Annotated in this window: 23 protein-coding genes; all 23 read right to left on the bottom strand. The window is 70.8% G+C overall.

The window, feature by feature from the left end:
• Positions 1–36: 36 nt before the first annotated feature.
• Positions 37–1,419, bottom strand: a complete 1,383-nt coding sequence (locus tag OG389_RS05275) for a DUF317 domain-containing protein (protein ID WP_328297291.1) — start codon at positions 1,417–1,419, stop codon at positions 37–39.
• 56 nt (positions 1,420–1,475) lie between these two features.
• Positions 1,476–2,603 (bottom strand): DnaB-like helicase N-terminal domain-containing protein, encoded by a 1,128-nt coding sequence (locus OG389_RS05270; protein WP_328297290.1) that lies wholly within the window; start codon positions 2,601–2,603, stop codon positions 1,476–1,478.
• On the bottom strand, positions 2,603–3,838 hold the full coding sequence (locus OG389_RS05265) for a DNA cytosine methyltransferase (protein ID WP_328297289.1): 1,236 nt from the start codon (positions 3,836–3,838) through the stop codon (positions 2,603–2,605). Before OG389_RS05265 ends, OG389_RS05270 begins: the two co-directional genes overlap by 1 nt.
• A complete protein-coding gene (locus OG389_RS05260) occupies positions 3,835–4,050 on the bottom strand; it encodes a hypothetical protein (RefSeq protein WP_328297288.1) in 216 nt (71 codons plus the stop codon). The genes OG389_RS05265 and OG389_RS05260 overlap by 4 nt, the downstream gene beginning before the upstream one ends.
• A gap of 82 nt (positions 4,051–4,132) precedes the next feature.
• Positions 4,133–4,387, bottom strand: a complete 255-nt coding sequence (locus OG389_RS05255; RefSeq protein ID WP_328297287.1) for a hypothetical protein — start codon at positions 4,385–4,387, stop codon at positions 4,133–4,135.
• 721 nt (positions 4,388–5,108) lie between these two features.
• Positions 5,109–5,876 carry a hypothetical protein gene (locus tag OG389_RS05250; protein ID WP_328297286.1) on the bottom strand — a complete coding sequence of 256 codons (768 nt, stop codon included), beginning with the start codon at positions 5,874–5,876 and terminating at the stop codon, positions 5,109–5,111.
• 269 nt (positions 5,877–6,145) lie between these two features.
• Positions 6,146–7,033, bottom strand: coding sequence for a hypothetical protein (locus OG389_RS05245; RefSeq protein WP_328297285.1), 888 nt, complete (start codon positions 7,031–7,033; stop codon positions 6,146–6,148).
• A gap of 82 nt (positions 7,034–7,115) precedes the next feature.
• Positions 7,116–7,694 carry a hypothetical protein gene (locus OG389_RS05240; RefSeq protein WP_328297284.1) on the bottom strand — a complete coding sequence of 193 codons (579 nt, stop codon included), beginning with the start codon at positions 7,692–7,694 and terminating at the stop codon, positions 7,116–7,118.
• A 127-nt stretch (positions 7,695–7,821) separates the two neighbouring features.
• The gene (locus OG389_RS05235) at positions 7,822–8,406 is read right to left on the bottom strand and encodes a hypothetical protein (protein ID WP_328297283.1); all 585 of its coding nucleotides are present in this window, start codon (positions 8,404–8,406) and stop codon (positions 7,822–7,824) included.
• Between the two features lie 116 nt (positions 8,407–8,522).
• Positions 8,523–10,313, bottom strand: coding sequence for a type IV secretory system conjugative DNA transfer family protein (locus OG389_RS05230; protein ID WP_328297282.1), 1,791 nt, complete (start codon positions 10,311–10,313; stop codon positions 8,523–8,525).
• Positions 10,314–10,336: 23 nt separating this feature from the next.
• Positions 10,337–10,888 (bottom strand): hypothetical protein, encoded by a 552-nt coding sequence (locus OG389_RS05225; RefSeq protein WP_328297281.1) that lies wholly within the window; start codon positions 10,886–10,888, stop codon positions 10,337–10,339.
• Positions 10,889–10,970: 82 nt separating this feature from the next.
• The gene (locus OG389_RS05220) at positions 10,971–11,816 is read right to left on the bottom strand and encodes a DUF317 domain-containing protein (protein WP_328297280.1); all 846 of its coding nucleotides are present in this window, start codon (positions 11,814–11,816) and stop codon (positions 10,971–10,973) included.
• Positions 11,813–12,160 carry a hypothetical protein gene (locus OG389_RS05215; protein ID WP_327251020.1) on the bottom strand — a complete coding sequence of 116 codons (348 nt, stop codon included), beginning with the start codon at positions 12,158–12,160 and terminating at the stop codon, positions 11,813–11,815. The genes OG389_RS05220 and OG389_RS05215 overlap by 4 nt, the downstream gene beginning before the upstream one ends.
• 21 nt (positions 12,161–12,181) lie before the next feature.
• On the bottom strand, positions 12,182–12,991 hold the full coding sequence (locus tag OG389_RS05210) for a DUF317 domain-containing protein (RefSeq protein ID WP_328297279.1): 810 nt from the start codon (positions 12,989–12,991) through the stop codon (positions 12,182–12,184).
• Positions 12,988–13,377 (bottom strand): hypothetical protein, encoded by a 390-nt coding sequence (locus OG389_RS05205; protein ID WP_328297278.1) that lies wholly within the window; start codon positions 13,375–13,377, stop codon positions 12,988–12,990. Before OG389_RS05205 ends, OG389_RS05210 begins: the two co-directional genes overlap by 4 nt.
• A 252-nt stretch (positions 13,378–13,629) precedes the next feature.
• On the bottom strand, positions 13,630–13,851 hold the full coding sequence (locus tag OG389_RS05200; RefSeq protein WP_328297277.1) for a hypothetical protein: 222 nt from the start codon (positions 13,849–13,851) through the stop codon (positions 13,630–13,632).
• Between the two features lie 196 nt (positions 13,852–14,047).
• Complete coding sequence (locus OG389_RS05195; RefSeq protein ID WP_328297276.1) at positions 14,048–14,800, bottom strand: hypothetical protein; 753 nt, start codon at positions 14,798–14,800, stop codon at positions 14,048–14,050.
• 27 nt (positions 14,801–14,827) lie between these two features.
• A complete protein-coding gene (locus OG389_RS05190) occupies positions 14,828–15,445 on the bottom strand; it encodes a hypothetical protein (protein ID WP_328297275.1) in 618 nt (205 codons plus the stop codon).
• A 71-nt stretch (positions 15,446–15,516) separates the two neighbouring features.
• Positions 15,517–16,383 carry a hypothetical protein gene (locus OG389_RS05185; RefSeq protein ID WP_328297274.1) on the bottom strand — a complete coding sequence of 289 codons (867 nt, stop codon included), beginning with the start codon at positions 16,381–16,383 and terminating at the stop codon, positions 15,517–15,519.
• Positions 16,380–16,811: a hypothetical protein gene (locus OG389_RS05180; protein ID WP_267039834.1), complete on the bottom strand. Its 432-nt coding sequence runs from the start codon at positions 16,809–16,811 to the stop codon at positions 16,380–16,382. The genes OG389_RS05185 and OG389_RS05180 overlap by 4 nt, the downstream gene beginning before the upstream one ends.
• Before the next feature lie 104 nt (positions 16,812–16,915).
• Positions 16,916–17,389 carry a hypothetical protein gene (locus OG389_RS05175; protein WP_328303533.1) on the bottom strand — a complete coding sequence of 158 codons (474 nt, stop codon included), beginning with the start codon at positions 17,387–17,389 and terminating at the stop codon, positions 16,916–16,918.
• 226 nt (positions 17,390–17,615) lie between these two features.
• Positions 17,616–19,415 (bottom strand): hypothetical protein, encoded by a 1,800-nt coding sequence (locus OG389_RS05170; RefSeq protein WP_328297273.1) that lies wholly within the window; start codon positions 19,413–19,415, stop codon positions 17,616–17,618.
• Positions 19,412–20,554 carry an AAA family ATPase gene (locus OG389_RS05165; RefSeq protein ID WP_328303531.1) on the bottom strand — a complete coding sequence of 381 codons (1,143 nt, stop codon included), beginning with the start codon at positions 20,552–20,554 and terminating at the stop codon, positions 19,412–19,414. The genes OG389_RS05170 and OG389_RS05165 overlap by 4 nt, the downstream gene beginning before the upstream one ends.
• Between the last annotated feature and the right edge of the window lie 17 nt (positions 20,555–20,571).

The following is a 20,571-nucleotide window of genomic DNA, read 5'->3' as shown; positions in this document are numbered from 1 at the left end:
CGTGAGGGCGGGCGCCCTTCCATGGCGGGCGCCCCTTCAGCGCCTGGAAGCCGGGCGGTGCGATGTGGCCGGGGGCGGGACCGCAACCGGCGGATGGATGAGGCTAGGGGCTGCGCCGGTGGCGCGGAGTGGGGGCGGTCCGTTGCTGTAGCCGTGAGCGAGTTCGAAGGTGACGTCCTGGATGAGGGACGTGGGGGCGTGTGTGGAGAGGTGGATGGCCCATGTGGGGTTGTCGGCCGTGTTGCCGCCCCAGATGGTCCAAGCCGGCAGCGGGTTGCCCTGCTTGACGTGGGTGTCGAAGCGGAGGCCTGCCCCGTCGGCCGTGGGTGCGGTCCAGTCGATCAGCCGGGCTCCGCATTTCAGAGGCCAGCCCGTGTCTTCTAGGGGGCGGGATGCTTGGGCGAGGTTCTCCTCCTTGACGGGGGTGGCAGGCCCCAGGCCCCAGGAGTCCTCGGTGCTGAGGCTGTCGAGGAGGACGCGGATGATCTCGACCGGGGTGGTTGGGGTGGCGGTAGCGTGCCAGAGGCGTTCACCGACGGGCGATTCGTAGGCGGCGATCGTCCAGAGGCTGTCGCCTTGGGCTGCGCTGTGAAGGAATTCGACGCGCAGGGTGAGGGATTCGTGGCTCGCGATGGTGGTCTCGTCGTGCGGGCGCCATTTCTCCCATTCCCCGTGGGTCGCGAAGAACTCGTTGAGAAGGGCTTCGTGGTCACCAGGACCGTTGGCATACACGGGTACCAGCCGTGGCACCTCCTCAGCCGCAGGGGTCGCCGGCGCTGCTCCAGGTGTGGTGGACGGCGGCGCCGTAACCAGGGCGTCGTTGGCGGCCTGCTCGATGTCGGTGAGAGGGGCTGGTCCGGGTCGGACCGCAACGGTGTGGCGGCGATGGAAGTCGGCCTCGGCCTCGGAGGCGTAGTCCGAATCCTCCTCCGTGCGCAGATGGTCCTCTCCGTGGAGGTGGACGCTCCTGCCTCCGGTGTAGGTGCCCACTGCGAGGGTGGTCCAGTTGTCCCGGGCGTGGAGGTGGATGACGAGACGGCCGGAGGCGATGTCGTCGTGGATCCGCTGGGCTTCACCCGTGGCCTCGCGGATCTCCTCCCGGGTCAGCCACTGCCAGTGCGTTGGGGCGTTGCCGTAGGTCCACTCGGTGTCGATCTCCTCCTGGAGGGCGGCGGTGATCTCCACGATTGCACCGCTCTCACGGAGGGCGAAGGCGGCCTTCTCGGCATGGTGGTGTTCGTCGTGGTCGATTCGGGCCAGGACCATGCTGTCGTCGCTGGTCGGGCGGAATCCGTACTCGGCGAGCACGGCGCGGGCGAGGTAGCGGTCGGGGCTGCTGATGGTGGCGATCACGGCGCTGCTGTGGTCAGGGTGGAGGTCTAGGCGGACCTTGTGGGTGTCGGGTGTGGCGTGCGGCATGAGGCTCGCTTCTCGGGTCCGGCCGCCGGGTGGCTGGCTGGACCCGGCTGGGTGGGCTATCGGGCGGATCGTGATGAGGTGCCTGGGGAACTGGTCCGCTGCGGGGAGGGGCCGGCCCGGGAGGCTGGGGCAGGCGGCGCCGGCGGGCGTCCCGCTGGCATCCGGCCGGTGGCCCGCTGCCAGCGGGCCCGGACTGCGGAGAGGTGGGCGAGCGCCCGGCGGCTGCCCGTGATCACCTGGTGCGGGGAATTGTTCAAGTCCTGGGTGAAGGCCTGGACATGCAGCCCCGTGAGGTGGGCGCGGTGCAGGAGGGAGCGCCGGAGGATCTGCTCGCCCCAGTGCTCCGGGGTCCCTGCCGGGGTGGCCAGCAGCTCCAGGGCTTCCTGTGAGCCGAACGCGGATGTCAGCAAACCGTGTTGCTGGGCCTCCCAGAGCACGGTCACCTTGTCGACCGGCTCGCCCCGGCTGGCTAGAGAGGTCAGGCACCGGTACAGGCCGCCGTACAGCTCGGTGGTGAAGTCCTCCGGGCGCAGCCACCGCATCGACGCCAGAGCCTCCGGATACGCGGTGGCCGTCGACAGCAGCAACTGCTCCTCGCTGGCGGCCTCGGGCTCCACCTGGAGGCCAGGTGGTGCCGGGGGCGGGGTACGCGGCAGGGAGCCCGGGTGGGAGGGGAAGGAGCCGGCCAGCTGATCAAGCAGCGTGGTGAGTGCGTCTGCCCGGCTCAGTACCACGGTGGCCGGGTCCGGCAGGCCCCAGTCGGTGGCCGCCTGAACGAGGAGGCCGGCGTGCAGAAGGACGGTCCGCCGGGCGTGGTCGGAGCGCACCATCCGCGCGTACGAGGGGGCGTGAGCCGGGTTGGGGCAGGCCCCGGCCAGAGCGTGGAGGTAGCTGGGGGTCAGCCCGCGCGCGTGAGGGCGGGCGTGCGCAAGGACGGCTGTGATCCACACCGGTTCCTTGGCGTGGAGGTCCGCAGAGGGCGCGGGGAGTGCGGCTATCGCCGCGAAGATCGCCCGGTGGATGGCGGACGCGAAGTGATCCGGGCCGAGCGGGCTGAGGGTCTTGATCCGGTGCGGGTCGAGGAGAAGGCCGCCGAGAAGGGCCTGCTCGGCGAAGTAGACAGGCGGGTTCGGCGGGATGTCCGCCAGGCCGAACTCCGGCTCGGAGGTGTGCGAGTTGGGCATCAGGCGGCCAGGATGAAGTCGGAGCGGGACAGGGTTTTGCCGAGGTGCGGCGCAAGAAGATGGCCGGCCAGCAGGGGCGGGACAGCGTTCCCGATCTGGCTGAACTGCGCACCCTTCGTACCCGCCCACGGATAGCCCGCGGGGAAGGTCTGCAGCGCCCCTGCCTCAGCGGCGGTGATCCGGATGGGCTCGGGTGCAGCAGCCTCCGCGCCCGACGCCGTCCCTGCAGGCTCGGCGACCCACACGCACTCGTTCGCCCGGTGCCCGAAGAACAAGGTCCCGGCCGGCTCGTCGATGCCGCGGATGGTGGCGTTGGCCTGGTTGGAGCTCCGCAGCAACCAGGCCCAGGGGTGCCGACCGCAGGTGCAGGCCGATGCGTCGGAGCGGGACGGACGCCTTCGGGTCCGCCTGGTCGCGGAAGGCGAAGCGCGGGGCTTCCAGGTGCCGCGGTCACGGGCGTCGGTCAGGGTCTTGCGGGCTCCGGACGGGAAAGGCTCCGGTCCTCCGCCTGGCCCGCCGCCTGCGCAGACCGTCGGGACGGGGCGATCAGTGGCACCCCAGCCGAGCGCCTCCGCCATGGACACCCACCGCTCGCGGCCCGGACCGAAGAACGACTCGGCCTCGGCACTCTGGGCGTGCGTCGGTGCCGGCGGTTCGGCCACGCGGGCCCGGGAGGCGATCAGGATCGCCCGCCTCCTCGTCTGCGGCACCCCGTAGTCCGCCGCGTTGAGGAGCCCGGTCCAGACGGAGAAGCCCCAGCCCCGCAGGATCGCGGCGTACTGCTTCCACAACGGCAGGACGTCAGGGACCTCCTCCATGAGGATCCACTCCGGTTCGCCCACCGAGTGCAGTGCGCGGAGGTAGCGCATCGGCTCCGCAGCCAGCAAGCTCCGGGGGTCCTTGCACGCGGTCAGCAGCTGCGCCCGGGTGTCGCGGCCTGCGGCGAGGTCGGCGACAGCCTGGTGGACCAGCGGCTGGTCAACTAGGCCGAGGCGCTTGCCGGCCATGGACCAGGCCTGGCAGGGCGGCGAGGCGATCAGCCCTCGGACGCGGCCGGTGAACGGCCACACCGGGTACATCGCCACGTCCGTGCGGATCGTCAACTGCCCGGCGGCGGCCCTGGTCTTGCAGGCCCACTCGTCCCATTCGAGGCCGACATCGCGGACGCCGAGAACTCCCAGCGCGTGGCTCCAGCCGCCGGGGCCGGCGAAGAGGTCCACGACGAGGTCCTTCACGCGGTCAGCTCGAAGTCGTCTTGGGCGGCGTCCTCTGCGTTGCGGCAGGCCCAGGGCGAGTAGCCGTTGACCGCGCCGTTTTCAAGCTCGTCGAGTTCGGCGGCGGCCCGCTGCGCGCGGGTGACGTGGTCGATCGGGGCAGCGCCGAGCGGCAGGCGGGAGCGGTGTACTCCGGTGCCCAGGGAGGGCACTCGGTATCGGGGGTTTTCCAAGAGAGGGGGATCCAGGGTGGTGCGGGCGCCGCAGGCGATCACGGCGCAAGATGGATGGAGAGCATGGGGGAGGCCGTCCGGGTCAGCGGATGTGGGGGCGGCTGCTGGCCGGCGGGGGAGGGAGCCGTGGAACGGGCGGGGGTCCGAGGCGGTCGAGGGTGCGGCGGCCCGCCGGGGTGGTGTGGAGGCGCTGGCCTACGAACAGGCTGGTCCGGGTGTCGCGCCTGACCAGGCCCAGCTCCACGAGCTGGTCGATGGCCTCGGGCGTGATGCTTCCCGGGAGCAGACCGATCCCGCTCCCGGGAGTGCCGCACTGCTGCGGGATCGCGACGGCCACCGACCGGCCACGGATTCGGGACCGGACTCTTCGGCGGCAGGATGCTCGCGCGGCACCTGTGAGAGCGTCACCGCAGCCTCGTGGATGGTGCGCAGCGCATGCTGCTGGGCCGGGAGTAAGGCCACGGCCGGCGCGCCCGAGGCGGTCCGCCCCGCAGCGGCGGCTTCAGCGTCGGCCGGCCTGCCCTCGGCCTTGACGTGCGTGGCCGCTCTCAGGGTGAAGGTGACGGCGGACCGGCAGATACCCACGGTGTGCTTGACCGTCGCAACAGCGGTGTCCAGGTGCTTTCGCAGAAGGGCTGTCTTCCAGGACGGCAGGGAGTCAAGGCCGTTCTGGTGGGCCTCCGCCGCCAGGGACGCCGCGCTGATGATGGACACGGTGGCCTCGGCGGCGGCATTGGCGAGCCGACCGAGGTCGGCCAACGCTTCCTGTCCGTCGGTGCTGCGGGTGTAGGGCTCCTCGGCCAGGCCCTGGAGGAGGCCCAGAGCTGTGACCGCGAGCCCCTGGGCCGTGCGGTGGGCGGCGGCCAGCTGCGGGATAGACGGGTCGCCAGTGAAGGCGCGGTGTACGCGGAGGCTCGCGTGCAGGACCGTGAACTCCTCGGCGAGGATGTTGATTTGCTCGACTGTCCGTGTGGCTGTCGATCCGGGGGTGGTGGGGATGGAGGCTCCTGGTGGGTGATGCCGTACCCCTTGTGGGTGTACGGCGGGGAGTGCGGCGTTCAGCGGCCCTTTGCCGGCACGGCGGTCGTGGTGTGGGCGGGACGGGCCGTCGGGGCTGTGAGGGCCTGGATGCGGGGGCTGCGGCCGAGGGCGGCCGTCAGGGCCATCGCTCCGGTGAGGGTGAGGCGGACCCGGTCGCGCGGGGGGCCTGCGTCGAAGGCGGGCGGTGCGGACCCGGGCTCGACGGCGACGAGCCCGGCTTGTTCGAGAGCGCGCAGGGTGTCGATGTGCACGGAGTTGCTGCGGCTGTGGACGGACTCGCGTCCCTGGTGCCGGGCGATGACGACGTGTCCTCGGGCCGTGGCGTGCAGGGCGGTCCGCTGGGAAGGGGCCAGCGCGTCGGCCCCGGTGGCCGTCGCGGCTCGGCGGCGTTGGAACTCTGCGGCGAGGGTGCTCGCGGACTCCACGGCTGCGACTGGCGCCAGGAGCGTCAACTCGCGCGCCAGTTCGATCCGACGCGCAATGTCGCCGCTCCTGGTGGGCGTGTCCGATGGTGGAGGAGCGGCGGCGAGGAGTGCCTTGGCATCGGCGAGGTGCCGGACCGCCTGTCCGGTCAGAACGGCCAGCTGCTTGATCCGGACCGTTGCTTCGGTCAGGGCCACGCCCGCGTACATGGGCTGTTCGACGATGGCCTGGACGGCCTCCCGGCACGCGCTCACCAGGCTGTTCGCCGAGGAGTGGCCCTGAGCGGCGGCGTAGGCCGGCTGGAGACGGGCGAGCTGGTCGTTGAACTGGGTGAACTGGTCGGCGAGAGCGAGCAGCCGCAAGACCGGCGAGGGCGGATCGGCAACGGCCGGCACCGGGGTCTGCGGCGCGGGTGGTACATCAGGGCTGGGTGGGCCCAGTGTGAGCGGCGTTGCGGGAGGCGGAGGGTCAGGTGAGGGTGGAGCCGATGGCGGCCCGGGACGGCCCCGAGTCTTCGGTGCGGGGGATGAGGGCAGGCCAGGCAGGGAGAACAGTGCGTCGTCGGTCATGAGGGTGAGGCCTTCTCAGGGCCCCCTCCCGGAAGCACTTGGGCCACCGGGAGGAGGCTGCGTCAGCGGACAGGGGCGGGGCCCGGGTGGTGGGGGCGGGCGGGAACAGCCGGCTCCGGAGCCGGGCCGAGGCGGCGGAGAACCTGGAGCCCGTCCGAGGTGAGGTGGAGACGCTGACCCGCGTGCAGTCCGGTTCTGAAGTCCCTCGCCACCAGCCGCTTGTCCTCGAGGGCATCTACGGACCGGGCGGTGATGCGCTCCGGGGAACCGCTGTCCACGACGGGCCGCTTGCGGGGCCACCGGCTGTACTTGACGGTGCTCGTGTGGATGAGGTGCAGGGCCCGGTGCTGGATGGCGGTCAGCGTGACCGAGGCGGAATCGGAAGGGTGCTGCGGAATGTAGAAGGGGCTGCGCCCCGGCTCCGCGGGCTCGGCGGGGGCGGGAGGACGGCTCGCTTCGCGCAGGGCCGCGGTCTCGGTGAACGTGGCGGCGTTGTGGCAGGCGGCACGGGCAGGCCGGATCAGCTCGACGGCGCGGTCCAGGTGCTCGTCGAGGTCGCTGCGGCGGACGGACGGCCGACTGGTCATCTGGCCGTTGGGCGGGTCCGGCAGGCCGTCGACACGGTGGTACTCGGCCGCCACCGCGACCGCGGCCATGACGTGAGCGGTGATGTCGGAGGAGATCTTGACGAGCTGTCCGAGGGACCCCACCGCGTGGTGACCGGAGACCGTGGTGTGCGCGTACGCCTGCTCGGCGGATGTCAGGAGCAGCGTGAGGGCTGCGGCGGACTGACCCTGGGCCGTGGCGTACCAGGAGGTGAGCTTGGGCAGGGAGCTGTACCCGGCGACGGGGCGTTCTCCAGAGAGGAGTTCACCAAGGGCGCCGAAGTCGGCGGACAGCGAGCGAAGCCGCGTGATCGTGCGCGATGCCTCGGATGAGGTGTTGTCCAAGAAGAAGGGTCCTAGGGGAGGTGAGTGCGCTGGAGCCCAAGCGGTGCGGGGCTGGGGGCAGATCGGGGATGCTGGGCGGGCGCTACCGGGTGCGCGGTGTGGGCTTGCCGGGTGCCTTTGCGGCGGTCGTGCCGACGGCGGCTCCACGGTCTCTTCCGGCACGAGCGGCATCTCGCAGGGCGAGCTTCTGATCAGCCACGTCCAGGCGCCAGGAGATGTCCTCGGCGAGGTTCGTGCTGTCGGTGGCGGCGCGATCGAGGAGGTTGGAGCCCGTTGCGATGTGCCATGCGACCAGGTACTCCGCCTCCGCCCGGGCGGTCTCGGGGCCCGTGGTGTGACTGGCATGGGACGCTTCAGCGAAGGCGTGGTGTGCTGCGCGGCAGGTGTGGCGGAGCTGAGCGGCACGGTCGAGGAATCCGCCCTGGCCGTCGCGGTTGGGCAGGGACGCATGTTCGCCGAGTGCCGCAAGAACGGCGCCGGTTTCCTCCGCCAGGAGCTCGGCCGCGCCGGCGAAGGCAGCGGTCTTCGCCCGTGCCTCATCGCCCAGTTGGTAGGTCAGCCGACGCGCACCATCGCGCAGGGCAGAGAATCGGTGACTGAACTGATCCAGGTCGTAGAGGGGATCGTTGACGTCGTCACAGAGCTTGAGGTACTCGCTCACGGTGAGGTCCGAAAAGGCCTTGACCGGGACGGGGGCGGTGATGACTGCTCCTTCGGGAGAACGGGTTCGTGTGTACGCAGTGGCGGACGAGACGGACGGTTTGCGGGGCTCAGCGGCGTCGGACTGCTCAAACCGCGGTGACCGCGGGTACGGGGACGGCAGAAATAGGGGTGGCAGCGGAATGCGTGCCGGCCTGGGCAAAGCCGGGAGCCAGGCCAGCCAGACCGGTGGCCATCTGGGTGGCGAGGGCCTGACTGGCGGCGAGTTGGGCCGACAGGGCCTCCGGTAGCTGCCTCCAATGCGCGGCATGCCGGGCTCGCTCGATGAGTACGGCGGCGATCTCCATCTGCGCGGCTACCTGGGAGAGCACGGCCGCTTGGTCGTCGTCGTGCCCAGTTGCCTGGAGCAGCTCGTCCAACGCGGTGGGAAGCACGCTTTGTTCGACCGGGAGCCCGTACAGCTCGGCGTGCAGTGCGTTGGCGACGCCGAGTGCGGATCCGCCGCAGGACCGGAATTGGTAGCGCGACTCGGCACCGCGCACGAGTCCGAAGCTGACGGTCACGAGGTGGGGCGGGGGCGGTGAGGTCGTGGAGATCCGGCTCGCGAGAGCCTTCGCGATGTCGACGGCCGAGGGCGTATCGGCTAGGCGGGACTTCTGGTGGTCGGCGGTGTGAGAGTGCTCGACGTGGATCGGAACGGAGATGTTCCGCATAGGGCGAGGTCCTTCGGCGATGAGGATCAGCGGGTGGGTGCGCTGAAGGATGCGGATCTTGCCGCGAGGGCCGACTGGTGCTCGATGAGGCCAAGAGAGCTCTTTGGGGGCAGTGATTACGCGGCGGGGCCGTAGTCGCTTTGCTGGGGCGTGTGCTTGGCGATGGCTCGGGCGGTGATGGCCTTCGAAGCTCGGGCGGAGGCGGCGGACAGCTCGTCGGCGCCGGGCTCCAGGTACCAGGGACGCATGTCGAGCATCGCGGGGCGCATACCGGTGGCGAAGAGGAGTCCGGACCCCTTGGGGAGGGCTCGGATGGCATCGGCCGGCAGGATCCGTTCCTGCCGCATGGAGACGGAGGTGGACTTCCCGGAGTCGGAGGTCGAGGTGGAGGAGGTCTCGACGTCGTGGTCACCGATCATCCTGCTGAGCTTGTCGGCGAAGTCGGGGTCGTCGATGCCGCTGCCGATGACCTTGATGGTGGAGGCACTCCACATGGCGTCCATGCCGGCGTCACCCCAGACGCGCTGCCCCTGCCTGTAGGACTGCAGGATCGTGATCGGGATGATGCCGCGGCTGCCGAGGTGGGAGTACAGGTCGGGCAAGTCCGAGATTTTGCACACGTTTGCGGCCTCGTCGAGGACGCAGATCATGGGTGGGTCGAGGCGCCCGTCGGCGCGCTCGGCCTGGGCCGTCGCGGTGCGCATGACGGAGTCCGCGCAGGCCGCGATGAGGGCAGAGGCGCCGCCGCCGCCGTCCTTGCTCAGGAGGAACAAGGTGTCGGTGCTGGTCACGAAGTCGCGGGGCTTGAACTCGTCTGCGTCCTTCTGCGGGGTGACCCACTTCGCGATGTCCGCGTTGAGGAGGCACGCGGCGTACTGCCTGCTGGTTTCGAAGATGCCGTCCCGTGTCTCCGGCGGCCCTTCCACGGTTCCCTTGAGCTGGGAGGCGACGGCGGTGAAGCCGTGGTCGCGCAACAGGTCGAGCGGGGTGCGGTCGGCGGGGAACGCGAGCCAGCTCATGACGTCGGTGATGGGGCGCTCGTCGAGTGCGGCTGCGAGGAAGAGCTGCGAGAGGACGTTGCTGGCGGCCTTGGACCAGAAGTCGCCCTGCTGGCTGGCATCGACGGCGGCGGTTAGGAAGTGGCCGGCGAGGCGGCCGGCCCCTTCGAGGCTGTCGGCGTCGGCGAGCGGATTCCACCACATGGCCTGCTCCGCGTGGGCGATCTGCTGCGGGTCCATCGACCAGGTCCGGCCCACCGCGCCGCGGGCGTCGAGGCAACAGGTGTAGGCGTCGCCAGCGGCCTTGTTCGAGGTCAGGAGGACCGGGCCGGGGGCGGACAGGATCATGGGGATGGCGAGGGTGGTCGTCTTGCCCGACCGGGGTGCCATGATCGCGACGGCCACGTCTTCGAAGTTCATCCGGACCTCGGTACGGCTCCCGGCGATGTTGCCGAGGAGGATCCCGGTGTCCTTGGGTGCGAGGTTCTTGACCTCCTTCAGGCTGGGGCGCAGTGATCGGGCCTTGCCGTTGAGGGACTTGGCCAGCAGTGGTTCGATGTCGCGGGCCTTGGCCATCCCCACGACCTTCTTCTTCGTCCCCCCGCTGGCGCGCTTCTTCCACAGGCTGAGTGCGACGAGTGCGATCGTGGCCAGGAGGACCCCGGGGACGATGAGGCGGCCGATCACCAGGGCGGTGCTGCCGGTGGTGGGCCACAGCCGTTCCGGGTGGAGGAGAGCGTTGGCCGGGTCGTACGGGGCCCAAGCGCCTGCACTGGCCAGCCAGGTGGTGCTGTTGGCGCCCAGCCAGGCGAGGTTGGCCCAGGGGATGGCCACGGCCAGGGCGCCGAGCAGCACCTTGAAGGCCAGGTCGGTGAAGTCGTTGGAGGAGTCGGGTCGGTTGGGCGGCAAGCGGAGGTCCTAGGAGCGTTGGTTCAGGGACGGTTCGGAGGCGCGGCACGGCGGCTGGGAAGTGGCGGCAGCCCGGGAATGCGGGCCAGGGGAGTGGTGAGACCGCGCGCGAGGACGTCGAGCTGAAGGATCGTTTCTGCATTGCGGGACCAGAGAGACAGGTACGGCCAGGCGGCATGGTTGCGGCGTTGCAGGACCGCCTCGTACTCGGCCCGCGTATCGGTGTCGCGGGCGAGGATCTCCTCGCGGTCCACCAGCCACTGGGCCTGGAGTTCCTCCAGGCGGCGGGCTGCGTCGCGCAGGCCCGCGCAGACGTCGGCCCAGGAAGCAGGCAGGACATCCGCTGGCAGCCGCGTGGCCTGGATCTCGGCGACGGTGACCAGCTGCCCGGTGCTGTAGGAGATCTTCCGGAACGCCCGCCACGTGGCCGCGTGCGCTGCGGTACTCGCGATCGGTGGTTCTTCGGTTCCGTCGCCGGGGTTGTCCACTGGTTCGAGGTGGGCGCGACTGTCGCGTACGTACACGGCCAGTTGCTGGAGGCGTAGCCGGTGGAGATCGGTGGGGGACAAGGCCAAGGGGAGGGGTGTCCTTCGAACGGCAGGGGAGTGGGGTTCCCGGAGGGCGGGCACGGGGTGCCGAGCCACCCTCCGGGATCAGCTACCGGCTGCGGCCCGTCGCCGCGGCAGGTGCGGCAGGTGCGGCCGGAGCGGGCGAGTGTGGACGGGCGGATGGCAGCTTGGCTGCTCGGGCGAGCGCTCGGGCCCCGGCGCGCGCCGCGTCCAGGCGTGCGCTGTGGGCTTCCACGATCTTGGGCCCGGCGGCGAAGACGGCGCCCTCAGTCGCTCGGTAGTGGGCGCCTTGGTCGTGTGAACCTCGGAGCAGGGCAGCCGGGTTGGCGAGCTCGTCGATCAGGCCGGCCATGACGTGCGTAGGGGTGGTTTGGTCGAGGGCGGCAGACCAGACCGTGTCGACCCCGCCGCCGTAGGTCTCCTCGACGGCCTGGATCCTCCACCAGAAGCGGTCGTCGCCCCGGCTGTCCGACCCGAACTGTTGGATCTTCAGTCCCTGGCCGGGTGCTGAGGCCTCGCGCCCGTGGCGACCGTCGCTGGCGTTCCATCCGGCGGCAGCCAGCGTCTCCCACAGGTCTGGTGGAGCGTGGGCGGGGGCTGGTCGGATGAGGGAGTCGGTCAGTCCCGCGATGATCTCGACCGGGGTGTTGCGGGTGAACCCGGCGTGCCAGTAGTCGGGCACGAACATCAGGGCGCTGCCCACCGACCACGCTTGGTGTGGTGAGAAGGGGTCGAGGACGAGACCCAGTGAGCGGTCGGGGCTCGTCAGGGAGACCTGCGGGAGACCGCGGTCACCATCGTGCTTCCAGCCCGCCGCGCGCAGGCTGTGCGTGATGTGCCGGGGGTCCCCCGCACCGGCCAGGTGGCGGGGGCTGACCTCGCAGTGGAACTTGCCCTTCTTGTCTTCGATGAAGGCTCGCAGGTCCTCGTTCACGGGATGCTCTGGCCCCGGAAGGGAGTCTTGCGCAGCCGGCTGACGTCGAAGTGAAGGATGGTCCAGTCCTGGATGTCGTTAGCCGCAAGGGTGAGCCACTGGACGGTGTGTTCGACCTGCGGGCTCCATGGGACGGGTGCCTGCTGGACCAGGTAGCGGGAGGTCGCGCGGAGGGCTTCGGAGAGGCGGACGAGGACTCCGTGGTCCTCGTCGAGGAGGACGGCAGCCAGGTCCAGGGCCTGTTCGGGGGCGGGGCCCGATCGCAGATGCGCGGTGAGCTTCAGGAGTGTGTTCGCGGCCTCCTGGAGCTGCTCGGGCGTGATGTCGGTGGTGCTGTCGGGCATGTGCGTCCTGTGGTGAGGTGGTTAACGGCGGCCGGCTGCGGCACCGCTCCGGGAGGTGTGGGCGCGGGGTGCGGCCTTGCGCGGCTGGCGGGCGGCCCACGCGTTCCTGGCCCAGGTCGCGGAGCGGGCGGCGGTGACGCGCGCCTGCTTCCAGGCGGCGAGATGGGAGGGCAGGACGGACACCGAGGTGGTGCGGATCCTGTCGGTGGCCGGTACGTGGCCTCGTGGCCGCATCACGGGCTGGGGGTCGGCGAGGGCGGTGGCGAACTCCTGGACCAGATGCATCGGGGTGGTCTGGGAGAACACCGCGTCCCAGGCCCGTCCGTGTTCGGTTCGGGCGCCGGCCCACCAGTGCGCCTTGCCCGGCCCGTTCTGGTGGAACTGGATCCAGGCGTCGCCGTCCGGGCTGGTCGCGGTGAAGTGCTTCCCGCGGGCGGTCGCCCAGTTCTGCTCCTCCAACGGCGCCCACACGTTCGGGGCGTGCGCCGGGCGGGGCTGCGTCAGCGCGTCGGTGAACCCCGCGATGATCTCGACGGGAACGTACGCGGTGAGGGTCACATGCCAGGCGTCCTGTTCCGGGGTGGCTCGACCGGAGACCGTCCAGCCCGGGGGCGTGGCGGCGACGTTGTACCCGATCCGGACGGACTGGTCCGGGCTGTCGAAGACGACCGGAGTACCGGCGCGGGGCGTCCTGTCGGCCCATCCGCTGGCACGGAGGTATTCGGTGACGTGCCGGATGTCGCCGCCGCCGGCCAGGTGGCGGGGCTCGATGAGGTAGTGCTGCTCAGGGAGCTCGGCCCCGGGTCCCCACCCCTTCCACTGCCGGCTCATCGGCCCCGCCCAGTCAGCAGGGCCGGCGGGGGCGGCGGCAAGGCGGTGGCGGTCTTGGCCGGAGCGGGTTCGCAGGCCGGCCATTGGGCGATCTCGGCTTCGGTGCCGAGGAGCTTCTCCGCTTGGCGGAACACTGCGTCGCGGGAGTTGGCGAGGTCTCGCCAGATGTCAGCGTCTTCGACGCCGGCGTCGTGGGATCGCTTGGCCATCCGGCTGACCGCTCCCAGGACATTGCTGACTTGGTAGAGCAGCCCGTCGTCAATCTCGAAGACGGGTGCCAGCAGTGCTGCGGCGTCCTCGGCGGGTAGTCCTCCGTCCAGTTGTGCAGCCAGGGCGGCGAGGGTGGCACGGACGTCGTTGAGGTCCTGCGCGGTGACGTTGAACAAGCGGCCTCCTTTCAGGCATCGGGGTGTACGGGGTGCTGCCCGGGACCGCATCGCGGGGCGCGGCGGCTGCTCCCGCCGCCTGCGCCGAAGGGGGACTTCGCCGGTCTCGGGGTGGGGCGGTGGTCGCTGCCGAAGGCGCAGTCCTTCAGGTAGCGGCGGATGAGGAGGAAGGCGAGCCGGGGTCTGCGCCGGACGGAGATCGGAGGAGGCAGGACGGGGCTGGGTGTTGAGGTGATCGGGTCTCCAGCGACGTCAGGAACGCCGGCGTGGGGCGGCGCCCGGCGCAGGGAGGCCTCGTGGCGGATGCGGCACTGGGCTATTCCGGGCGGTCATGGCCTCGGAGTAGGTCGCCTCGTCGAAGAGTTCGGGGGCGATGTTGACCCGGTAGCCGGCCTTCGTCCCGGCGGCCATGGCGCGGGTCGCGTGCTGCCGTTCCTCTTCAGGGCTGAGGGTGTCGGGGAGTCGGTGCCACACGTAGAGGGGCGGCAGGATGTTCCGCTCGAAGCCCTGGGCATCCAGCAGCTTCAGCAGGCGCTCGGGGGCTCCCGTGCGGGTGTCGGCGTAGACGGCCTTGTCGGAGTAGTGCCGGTAGATCTCAAGGTCGGTGCCGAATTCGTCAGCGTGGTTCAGAAGGGCTGTCCTCTCTCAGGATGGGTCTGTGGGGTTGAGGTCAACGGCTCCGGACTGGGGCGCCGGGGCCGAGGGTGGCTGGCCGTGCGGGGTTGGAGGTGAGCAGGGGGCGGACGACGACGCCGATGCCCAGACGGTCCAGGCGCTGCGAGGCGAGGTGGATGCGGGCGATCTGCTCGCGGTCGCCGTACGCGGCCGGCAGCACGAACATCCGGTCGTACGGATGGAACTGGAAGCCGGACCCGTACAGCACGTCGGCGGCGCCCTCCGCTCCTGATACCGCGCCCACGGCTCCGTCGGGATACCAAGCCATGCTGACCCGCCCAGTGAGCAGCGGCGGCGCCGGACGGCGGGGGACGGGGTGCTCCGAGTTTCGCCTGACCTGCTGCAGGGCTGCCTCGTACCGGGGCACGAGTCGGCGGCTGACCTGCGAGGCCGCGCGGGCCGGGTCTGCGGGGACGGTGATGCCGTTGGGCTCCTTCACCTTGTGGAAAGCGTCCGGAGTGGCATCCGGTTCCAGGGCGCCGATCATGAACTGGCGGGGCCGCATGGGCCGGTCGAAGACCAGCAGGCGGGCTCCGTCGGCACGGCTGAGGACCGCCTGGTGGCCGAGGACGAAGTTGGAGGCCGCGTATCCGATGGCGCCGATGTCCCACAGCGAGTGCGTCGTCGGGATCTGATCGGGATACGTGGCGTGGCGGGTGTACGTGCTGGTCCAGGTCGGACCTGGCAGGCGGGCGGCGAGGGAGACGGCGAAGGCGGCGAGGTCATCGCGCCGGCGGGGTGAAGGCATGGGGAACCTTGTGCGTGGTGGGGGAGTTCAGCGTCCGCGTCGTACTGCGGGAGCCGGGGGAGGCGGTGGTGGACAGGAGCAGACGACGGAGGCTTCACGCTCGGTGCTCCCGACTCCGATGCAGGCCGGACGGAGCGGGTGCGCGGTGTGCCGGTCAGCGAGAGCGTTGCGATACGCGGAGATCTCGCTGGTGACCACCGCGATCTTCTCCGCGAGGCCGCGGATCCGTGCGGCGTGATGAGGGTCGGCGTCTGCGCCGAGGCCGGCGAAGAACTCGGCCGCTGCTTCGAGGACCTCGACCGTGGCTGGCAGGACACCGTCTGCGGGAGCCACAAGCTCGGTCAGAGCTGCCGTGGCGTCCTCGCTGTGCTCGGCGTCCCGGATTCCCTGAGCGAGGTTCGCGACCTGCCCGCCGAGCGTCAGGTCGTGGAACGCCACCTGGTGTGAGGCGAAATCGGGATCGTACTGAACGGCGTACCCGGCGGCCTTTAGCAGTGCGACTGCTCGTTGGGAGAGGTGCAGCTGCTCTTCGTCGTCGAGGCCGTATGGCAGGCGGTGATAGCGGTCATGGGCGCGGGCCACATTGATGAACTTCGCGCGCTGCAGAGTTGCTTCGGCTTCCTCGTCCCCGCCGCGGGCGATCACTTCGGCGGAGTGCGGATCGCGGGATATGTGTACGACGCGGTCGGACAGGGCTATGGGTGGCTCCAGTTGGGTCAGCGTCCCCGCGGGCCGGGAATGCTCGACTGGGTGGGAGCGGGCGGTACGCGGGGCATGTGCGGTTGGGGCGGACGGGTCCAGGAAGGGCCGGCCAGGGTGGCGATGGTGGTGACCTCGGCGTTCAGTGCTCGCAGGTGGGTGACGACGGCCGCGATCCGAGTGCTGATGTCGTTGGTGGTCCCGAAGCGATAGGACAGGGCCTCGGAGGTGCGGGCGCTCACTCGGGTGGCTCTGGCCAGCAGCCCCCGGTCGGGATCGGCCAGCTCTGCGAGCAGCTGGTCGGTGTCCCCTCCGAGGTGGACGGGTGGCTCGTGAGGTGCGCCGTCAGTCGCAGGTGAGTGGGGGCCGAAGTCGCGTTCCAGACGTCGTGCCTCGGCAAGGAGGGTCCGCGCGAGTGTGTGCGGCACATCGGTCCACGATCCGTCGGCGCGGATGAGGTTGGCGACGATGTGCAGGGTCCCCGATGCTCCGAGGAAGGCCACCCAGCGGCATCCTGGGGTGTCTGCGGGAGCGGTGATTCCCGAGGCCTGGGCCAGCCGCTCGGCGATCTGCTCCCACGCAGCTGGATGCTGTGGGCGGTCAAGCGGGTGGAGCCGGACCTCCAGATGCAGGACAGCGTGCCGGTCACCCCCCGGGCTGGTGGTGAAGGGATGCTCGTGGAACGGTTCTTGGAGGTGCTCGACCCAGTCCTCGGCACTCCACATGCGGGCGTTCTCCTCCAGCACCGGCCGCTGGGTGAAGGCCGGCCCGTGGGCCACGACGGTGAAGTCGGTGAGCTCGTCGACGTGGAGTACCGGCCGGCCGAGGGCATCCTCGAAGACGTCCTCGACGTGAAAGAGCCGGGGCCGTACGCGGGGGATCACAGGCCCTGCTTGGCGTCGGCGACGTGGACGAGCTGGTCGAGCGCGGTCAGGCTGTACCACCCGCAGTCGATCTCGGTGTTCTCGTCTGCTGAGGAGAGGCGGGGCAGGAGGAGTTCCTCCAGGGCCCGCATGTGGATCAGGCAGTCCGGGCAATGCCGGTCCAGGTGGATGAGGTAGCGCGGGTGGCCGGTGACGAAGGTGTGCTGGCCGCCGAGCGGGTTGCGCAGCCGCCAGCCGTCCTCGTCGGTGGGGGTGTGCCAGGACGGGGCTACGACGGTGACGGCGTCGCCGTAGAGGCTGTCCCCCGCCACGCCGTGGATGATGACGACTCGGTCTCCGGGGGCGAAGTGGCCGTGGGTGATGTCCCGGTTGGGAGTGAGCGCGTCCTGGGGCGTGGCGTAGGGCGGGCGGGGAACAGCTTCGGGCATGGACGGGTCCTTCCGCGAATGGGTGCCGGGGCGGCGGTGGGGATTACTTCAATGGTGCGGAGAATCCCGGATTATCGAATTCGCGGAATGTGCGATAGAAGCGGCTACAGGTGGGGGTTCTCGTTGCCGCGGTCGGTGTCGGAGGCGGCTTCGACGAGCTCGGGGAGGTCGCTCCCCTCGGCGTCGCGCTGGTCGATCCACCAGCCTGCCCGGCGGATGCCGCGGACGGCTTCCTCCAGCGTGGCCCACTCGGATTCGTCCCAGGACCCTTCGACCACCAGACCCTCGTACGCGGCGGTGACCAGCTGATGTCGGCTGCGCTCACCCCACGCCAGAGCCCGCTCGGGCCCTTCCAGCGGGGGCATCGAGAACTTGGCAGCCCACTCGTCGGCGGCTGCTTGCTCCTCGGCGCGCTTCCCGGCGAGCCAGGCTTCCCGGCTTTCGGTGTCGCCGTCGCGAGTGGCCTTCCAGCAGGCTGTGCAGTCCTTCGTGCCGAGCCATCGGGCGAGACCGGCGCGTTTGTCGGCAGGGCGGTTTGAGAGATCGTGCTCGACCTGGTGGCCGCAGGGGTGATCGATATTCCAACGGGTCGCAACCCCCGGGGAATTCCGTTTGATGGGCGTTACGTTCGAGGTCGGGCTGCTGGTCTGGGGCTTCAAATCGAGTGCCCTTCGTTGGCGGTTGAGGTGGTGGCATGCGTCGCTGCGGAGGGTCGTGCATCAGGTGCACGATTCATGCGGCGGACGGAGGTGGTCTCGAATGCCTGGCGGTGGTCGTGGGGACGCTCACGCCTTCTGCGTCGTCTCAGCGTGTCCTGCGGATGGCGTCTGTGGCCGCCGCAGCGATGGCGGCGGGAGCGCTGGAGGGCTTGGGCAGGTGCAGCAAGGTGGTCCCCGGCAGGTGCTGGGAATTCGCGGTGAGGGTGAGCTGGAGCACGGCGCAGCCGGCGGTCGTGAGCTGTCTGATGCGGGTGACGGCTTGAGTGGTTTCGTCGCTGCCGTACTGGGCGTCCGTGACGATGACGAGGAGGCGGCCAGTGCCGGGGCGGCTGAGTTCGAGGCCGTGGTCGAGTGCGTCGATGGCGTCGCCGAGGTTGTGGGCGCCGCCGTTGGCATTGAACGTCGTCACGCGCTCCGGTGCCCGGTGGGTGGGCCGGGTCAACGCGGTCAGGTGCCTGTCGTAGGCGATGGTGGCGGTAAGGGAGTCGGGGTCGGTCAAGGCTGCTGCGCGTGCCACGATCCAGGCGGCGGACGCGACGGGCGCGCAGGCGGCCCGCATGGAGCCGGAGACGTCCACCGCGATCCCCACCCGCAGTGGCGGGGTGGGGGAGTTCCGGCGGCGGGTGTGGGTGAACGGTTCCGCGGTGGGGACCGACCCGGCCGCGCGCTGAGCGTCGCGGGCGAGGGCCGCGCGCATGTTGAGGCGGCCGGGCGGGGTGGGGCTGGTGGTCCGCTCCTCGGTCCGCTCGCGGTAGGCGGCGGCACGCAGGGCACGGCTCAGGCGCGAGGCGGCACTCTGCTCGGCGGCGGTGGGCCTGCGCGTGCCGGTGACCGGGTTGCTGTAGGGCGCCGGTGTGCCGTCGGGATTGACGGTGGTGCCGCGGGCGTTGAAGACCGACTTGGCGGTGGCGGCTGCTTGGCGCCGCTGGCCGGCCCGCTGGGCGCGGTCCTGGGCCTGCGCCTGGGACTTCGCGGCCATGGCGTTGTTCGCTGCTGCCTGTTCCGCGAGGTCGGCGGCGTCGGTGGCGGCCGTGCTGTCCATGACGACCCCCACGGCACCGGACAGCAGATCGGTGAGGTTCTCCGGCACGGGCAGGGCGGGGGCCGCGGTGTCCAGAGCGTCACACCATTCCTGGGCGTGCGCGAGCATGGTCGTGGCGTCGTGGTCAGCGCACTGGTGGGCTGCGGTCCAGATGCGGGTGAGGGTGGCCAGCAGGTCTGCGCCCAGCACCTTCTCGCACAGGTCGGCGACGGCCCGGGTCTCGCCGGCGTCGAGGATGCCGACGTCGCGGCGGCCGAGGATCAGGGCCGCCACGGATGCGGCGTGCTCGATGCCCTGGAGGGTGGGGTGGGCGATGTCGGGCATGACCAGGGTTCGGGCACTGCTGCGCAGGTAGGTGCGGTCCGTGGGCCGCCTGGTCAGGTGTGCGCCTTCGGCGCGGCTCTCCTCCAGCAGGAACGCGGCCTCCACGACACGGGGGTCCGCTCCGGCAGGTGGTGTCCAGACGGAGTGGGCCGCGTGCGCGGCCTCGTGGACGAACACTCCCCAGGCGGCGGGATACCGCTCCTCGTCGCCCACGATCCGCGGATGGATCTCGTGGGGCCGGAGCGGGGCGAACAGGCCGGCATCGAACTCGACCTCGCCCAGAGTGGGGAAGAATGCAGCCGGTGCGCCGCTGCGCGTGCCGGGGCGGCAGGTGACGAGGAGATCTTGGCGGCCGGAGAGGGCGACCAGCCGGTCCCCGAGTTCGGCTCCCACGCGCAGCCACGCGTCCGGGGAGGTGCGGGGTTGCGCGGGCGGGGCGCCGTCGTCGTCCCATCGCGCGATCTCGGCGTCGTGGTCCGGCGTGGTGGCGGTGGACTGGACGTGTTGGTGGGCGCTCATCGCGAACGGCCCCCGTGTGCGGAGGCGGTGCTGCCCGGTGGCTGCCGGAGGGCCGAGGCGGGGAGCTGCTTGCCGAGGGTGAGGGGCGCGATCTTCTTGACGCCGACAGCCTTGATGACGGCGTCGGCGACGGCGTCGCGATCCTCCAGTGGAGCGATTCCGACCAGGTTCGCGAGAGCGGCGTTGGTGCCGAGGACGGCCTCGGTCTTCTGGTAGCTGAGCAGCTCACGCAGTTGAGGGGCCCAGCCCAGCTCGCCGAGTTCGACTTGGCGGGCGAGGTGTCGGGCGACCCGGACCACCCGGGCGTCGATCTTCAGCGCCCGGGCGAGGTCGTAGTCCGTGCCGATCTGGATCTGCACGCTGAACCGGGACGACAGCGCCTCCGTCAACACCGAGCCGTGAACGCCGGGGTTGTGGCCCGCGACCACGTAGAAGCCGGGCTCGGCCGTGATGGTCTCGCCCTTGTGGGCCTTGACCTGGATCTGTCGGCGGCCGTCCATCGCGGGATACAGCGCCGCCAGGACCTTCGGGGAGATCAGGGTGGCATCGTCGATCAGTAGGGCGCGGCCCTCGGTCATCGCGGTGACCAGCGGACCGTACTGGAAGACGTAGCCCCCCGCGTCGGCTTGCGTGTACTCGCCGATCAGGTCTCCGACCGTGGTGTCGCCGTCGCCGGCGACGGTGAGCAGGTCCGGGAAGGCCGCCTCGACCAGACTCGTCTTGCCGGTGCCCGGAGGGCCGTAGAGCAGCACCGGCACGTCGGCGTCGCGCAGGCGATTCAGCGCCTCGACGTCGGGCAGATCGGCCAGTTCCCGGGGGTGGTAGAGCTGGCCCCCCGCGCGGCGGATCGGCCCGGTCTGCCTGGGCGTGGCCGCCGCGGGAGTGGTCGTGCGTGCCGTGGCCGCCTGGGCGCGGGGAGAGTGGGTGCCCGGTGGGCTGATCACAGCGGCCTGCGCGGCTGCGACGGTCTTCGCGTTCGCGCGGAACTCCGGTTGCCCGGTACCGCTTTGGTCGGCCTCACCGCGTCGTACCAGGGTGAGGGCGGCGTTGCGGACGGCGCCGTGGGAATGGCCCAGCTGCCGGGCCATGTCCCCGATGGTGAGCCTATCCGCAGGCCGGTCGGCCAGCAGTCGGGCCACCTTGGCCCGTAGTTCGC

Origin of the sequence: Streptomyces sp. NBC_00435 (assembly GCF_036014235.1) — a bacterium.
In the GTDB taxonomy this organism is placed as follows: Bacteria; Actinomycetota; Actinomycetes; order Streptomycetales; family Streptomycetaceae; genus Streptomyces.
Note: the sequence above shows the minus strand (reverse complement) of the source record. Positions and strands in the feature narration are given on the sequence as shown.

What these genes read in the sequence shown, in the direction of transcription:
- OG389_RS05275 (WP_328297291.1), bottom strand. Translation starts at nt 1,419, where the DNA reads ATGCCGCACGCCACACCCGACACCCACAAGGTCCGCCTAGACCTCCAC.
- OG389_RS05270 (WP_328297290.1), bottom strand. Translation starts at nt 2,603, where the DNA reads ATGCCCAACTCGCACACCTCCGAGCCGGAGTTCGGCCTGGCGGACATC.
- OG389_RS05235 (WP_328297283.1), bottom strand. Translation starts at nt 8,406, where the DNA reads ATGCGGAACATCTCCGTTCCGATCCACGTCGAGCACTCTCACACCGCC.
- OG389_RS05215 (WP_327251020.1), bottom strand. Translation starts at nt 12,160, where the DNA reads ATGCCCGACAGCACCACCGACATCACGCCCGAGCAGCTCCAGGAGGCC.
- OG389_RS05210 (WP_328297279.1), bottom strand. Translation starts at nt 12,991, where the DNA reads ATGAGCCGGCAGTGGAAGGGGTGGGGACCCGGGGCCGAGCTCCCTGAG.
- OG389_RS05195 (WP_328297276.1), bottom strand. Translation starts at nt 14,800, where the DNA reads ATGCCTTCACCCCGCCGGCGCGATGACCTCGCCGCCTTCGCCGTCTCC.
- OG389_RS05180 (WP_267039834.1), bottom strand. Translation starts at nt 16,811, where the DNA reads ATGCCCGAAGCTGTTCCCCGCCCGCCCTACGCCACGCCCCAGGACGCG.
- OG389_RS05170 (WP_328297273.1), bottom strand. Translation starts at nt 19,415, where the DNA reads ATGAGCGCCCACCAACACGTCCAGTCCACCGCCACCACGCCGGACCAC.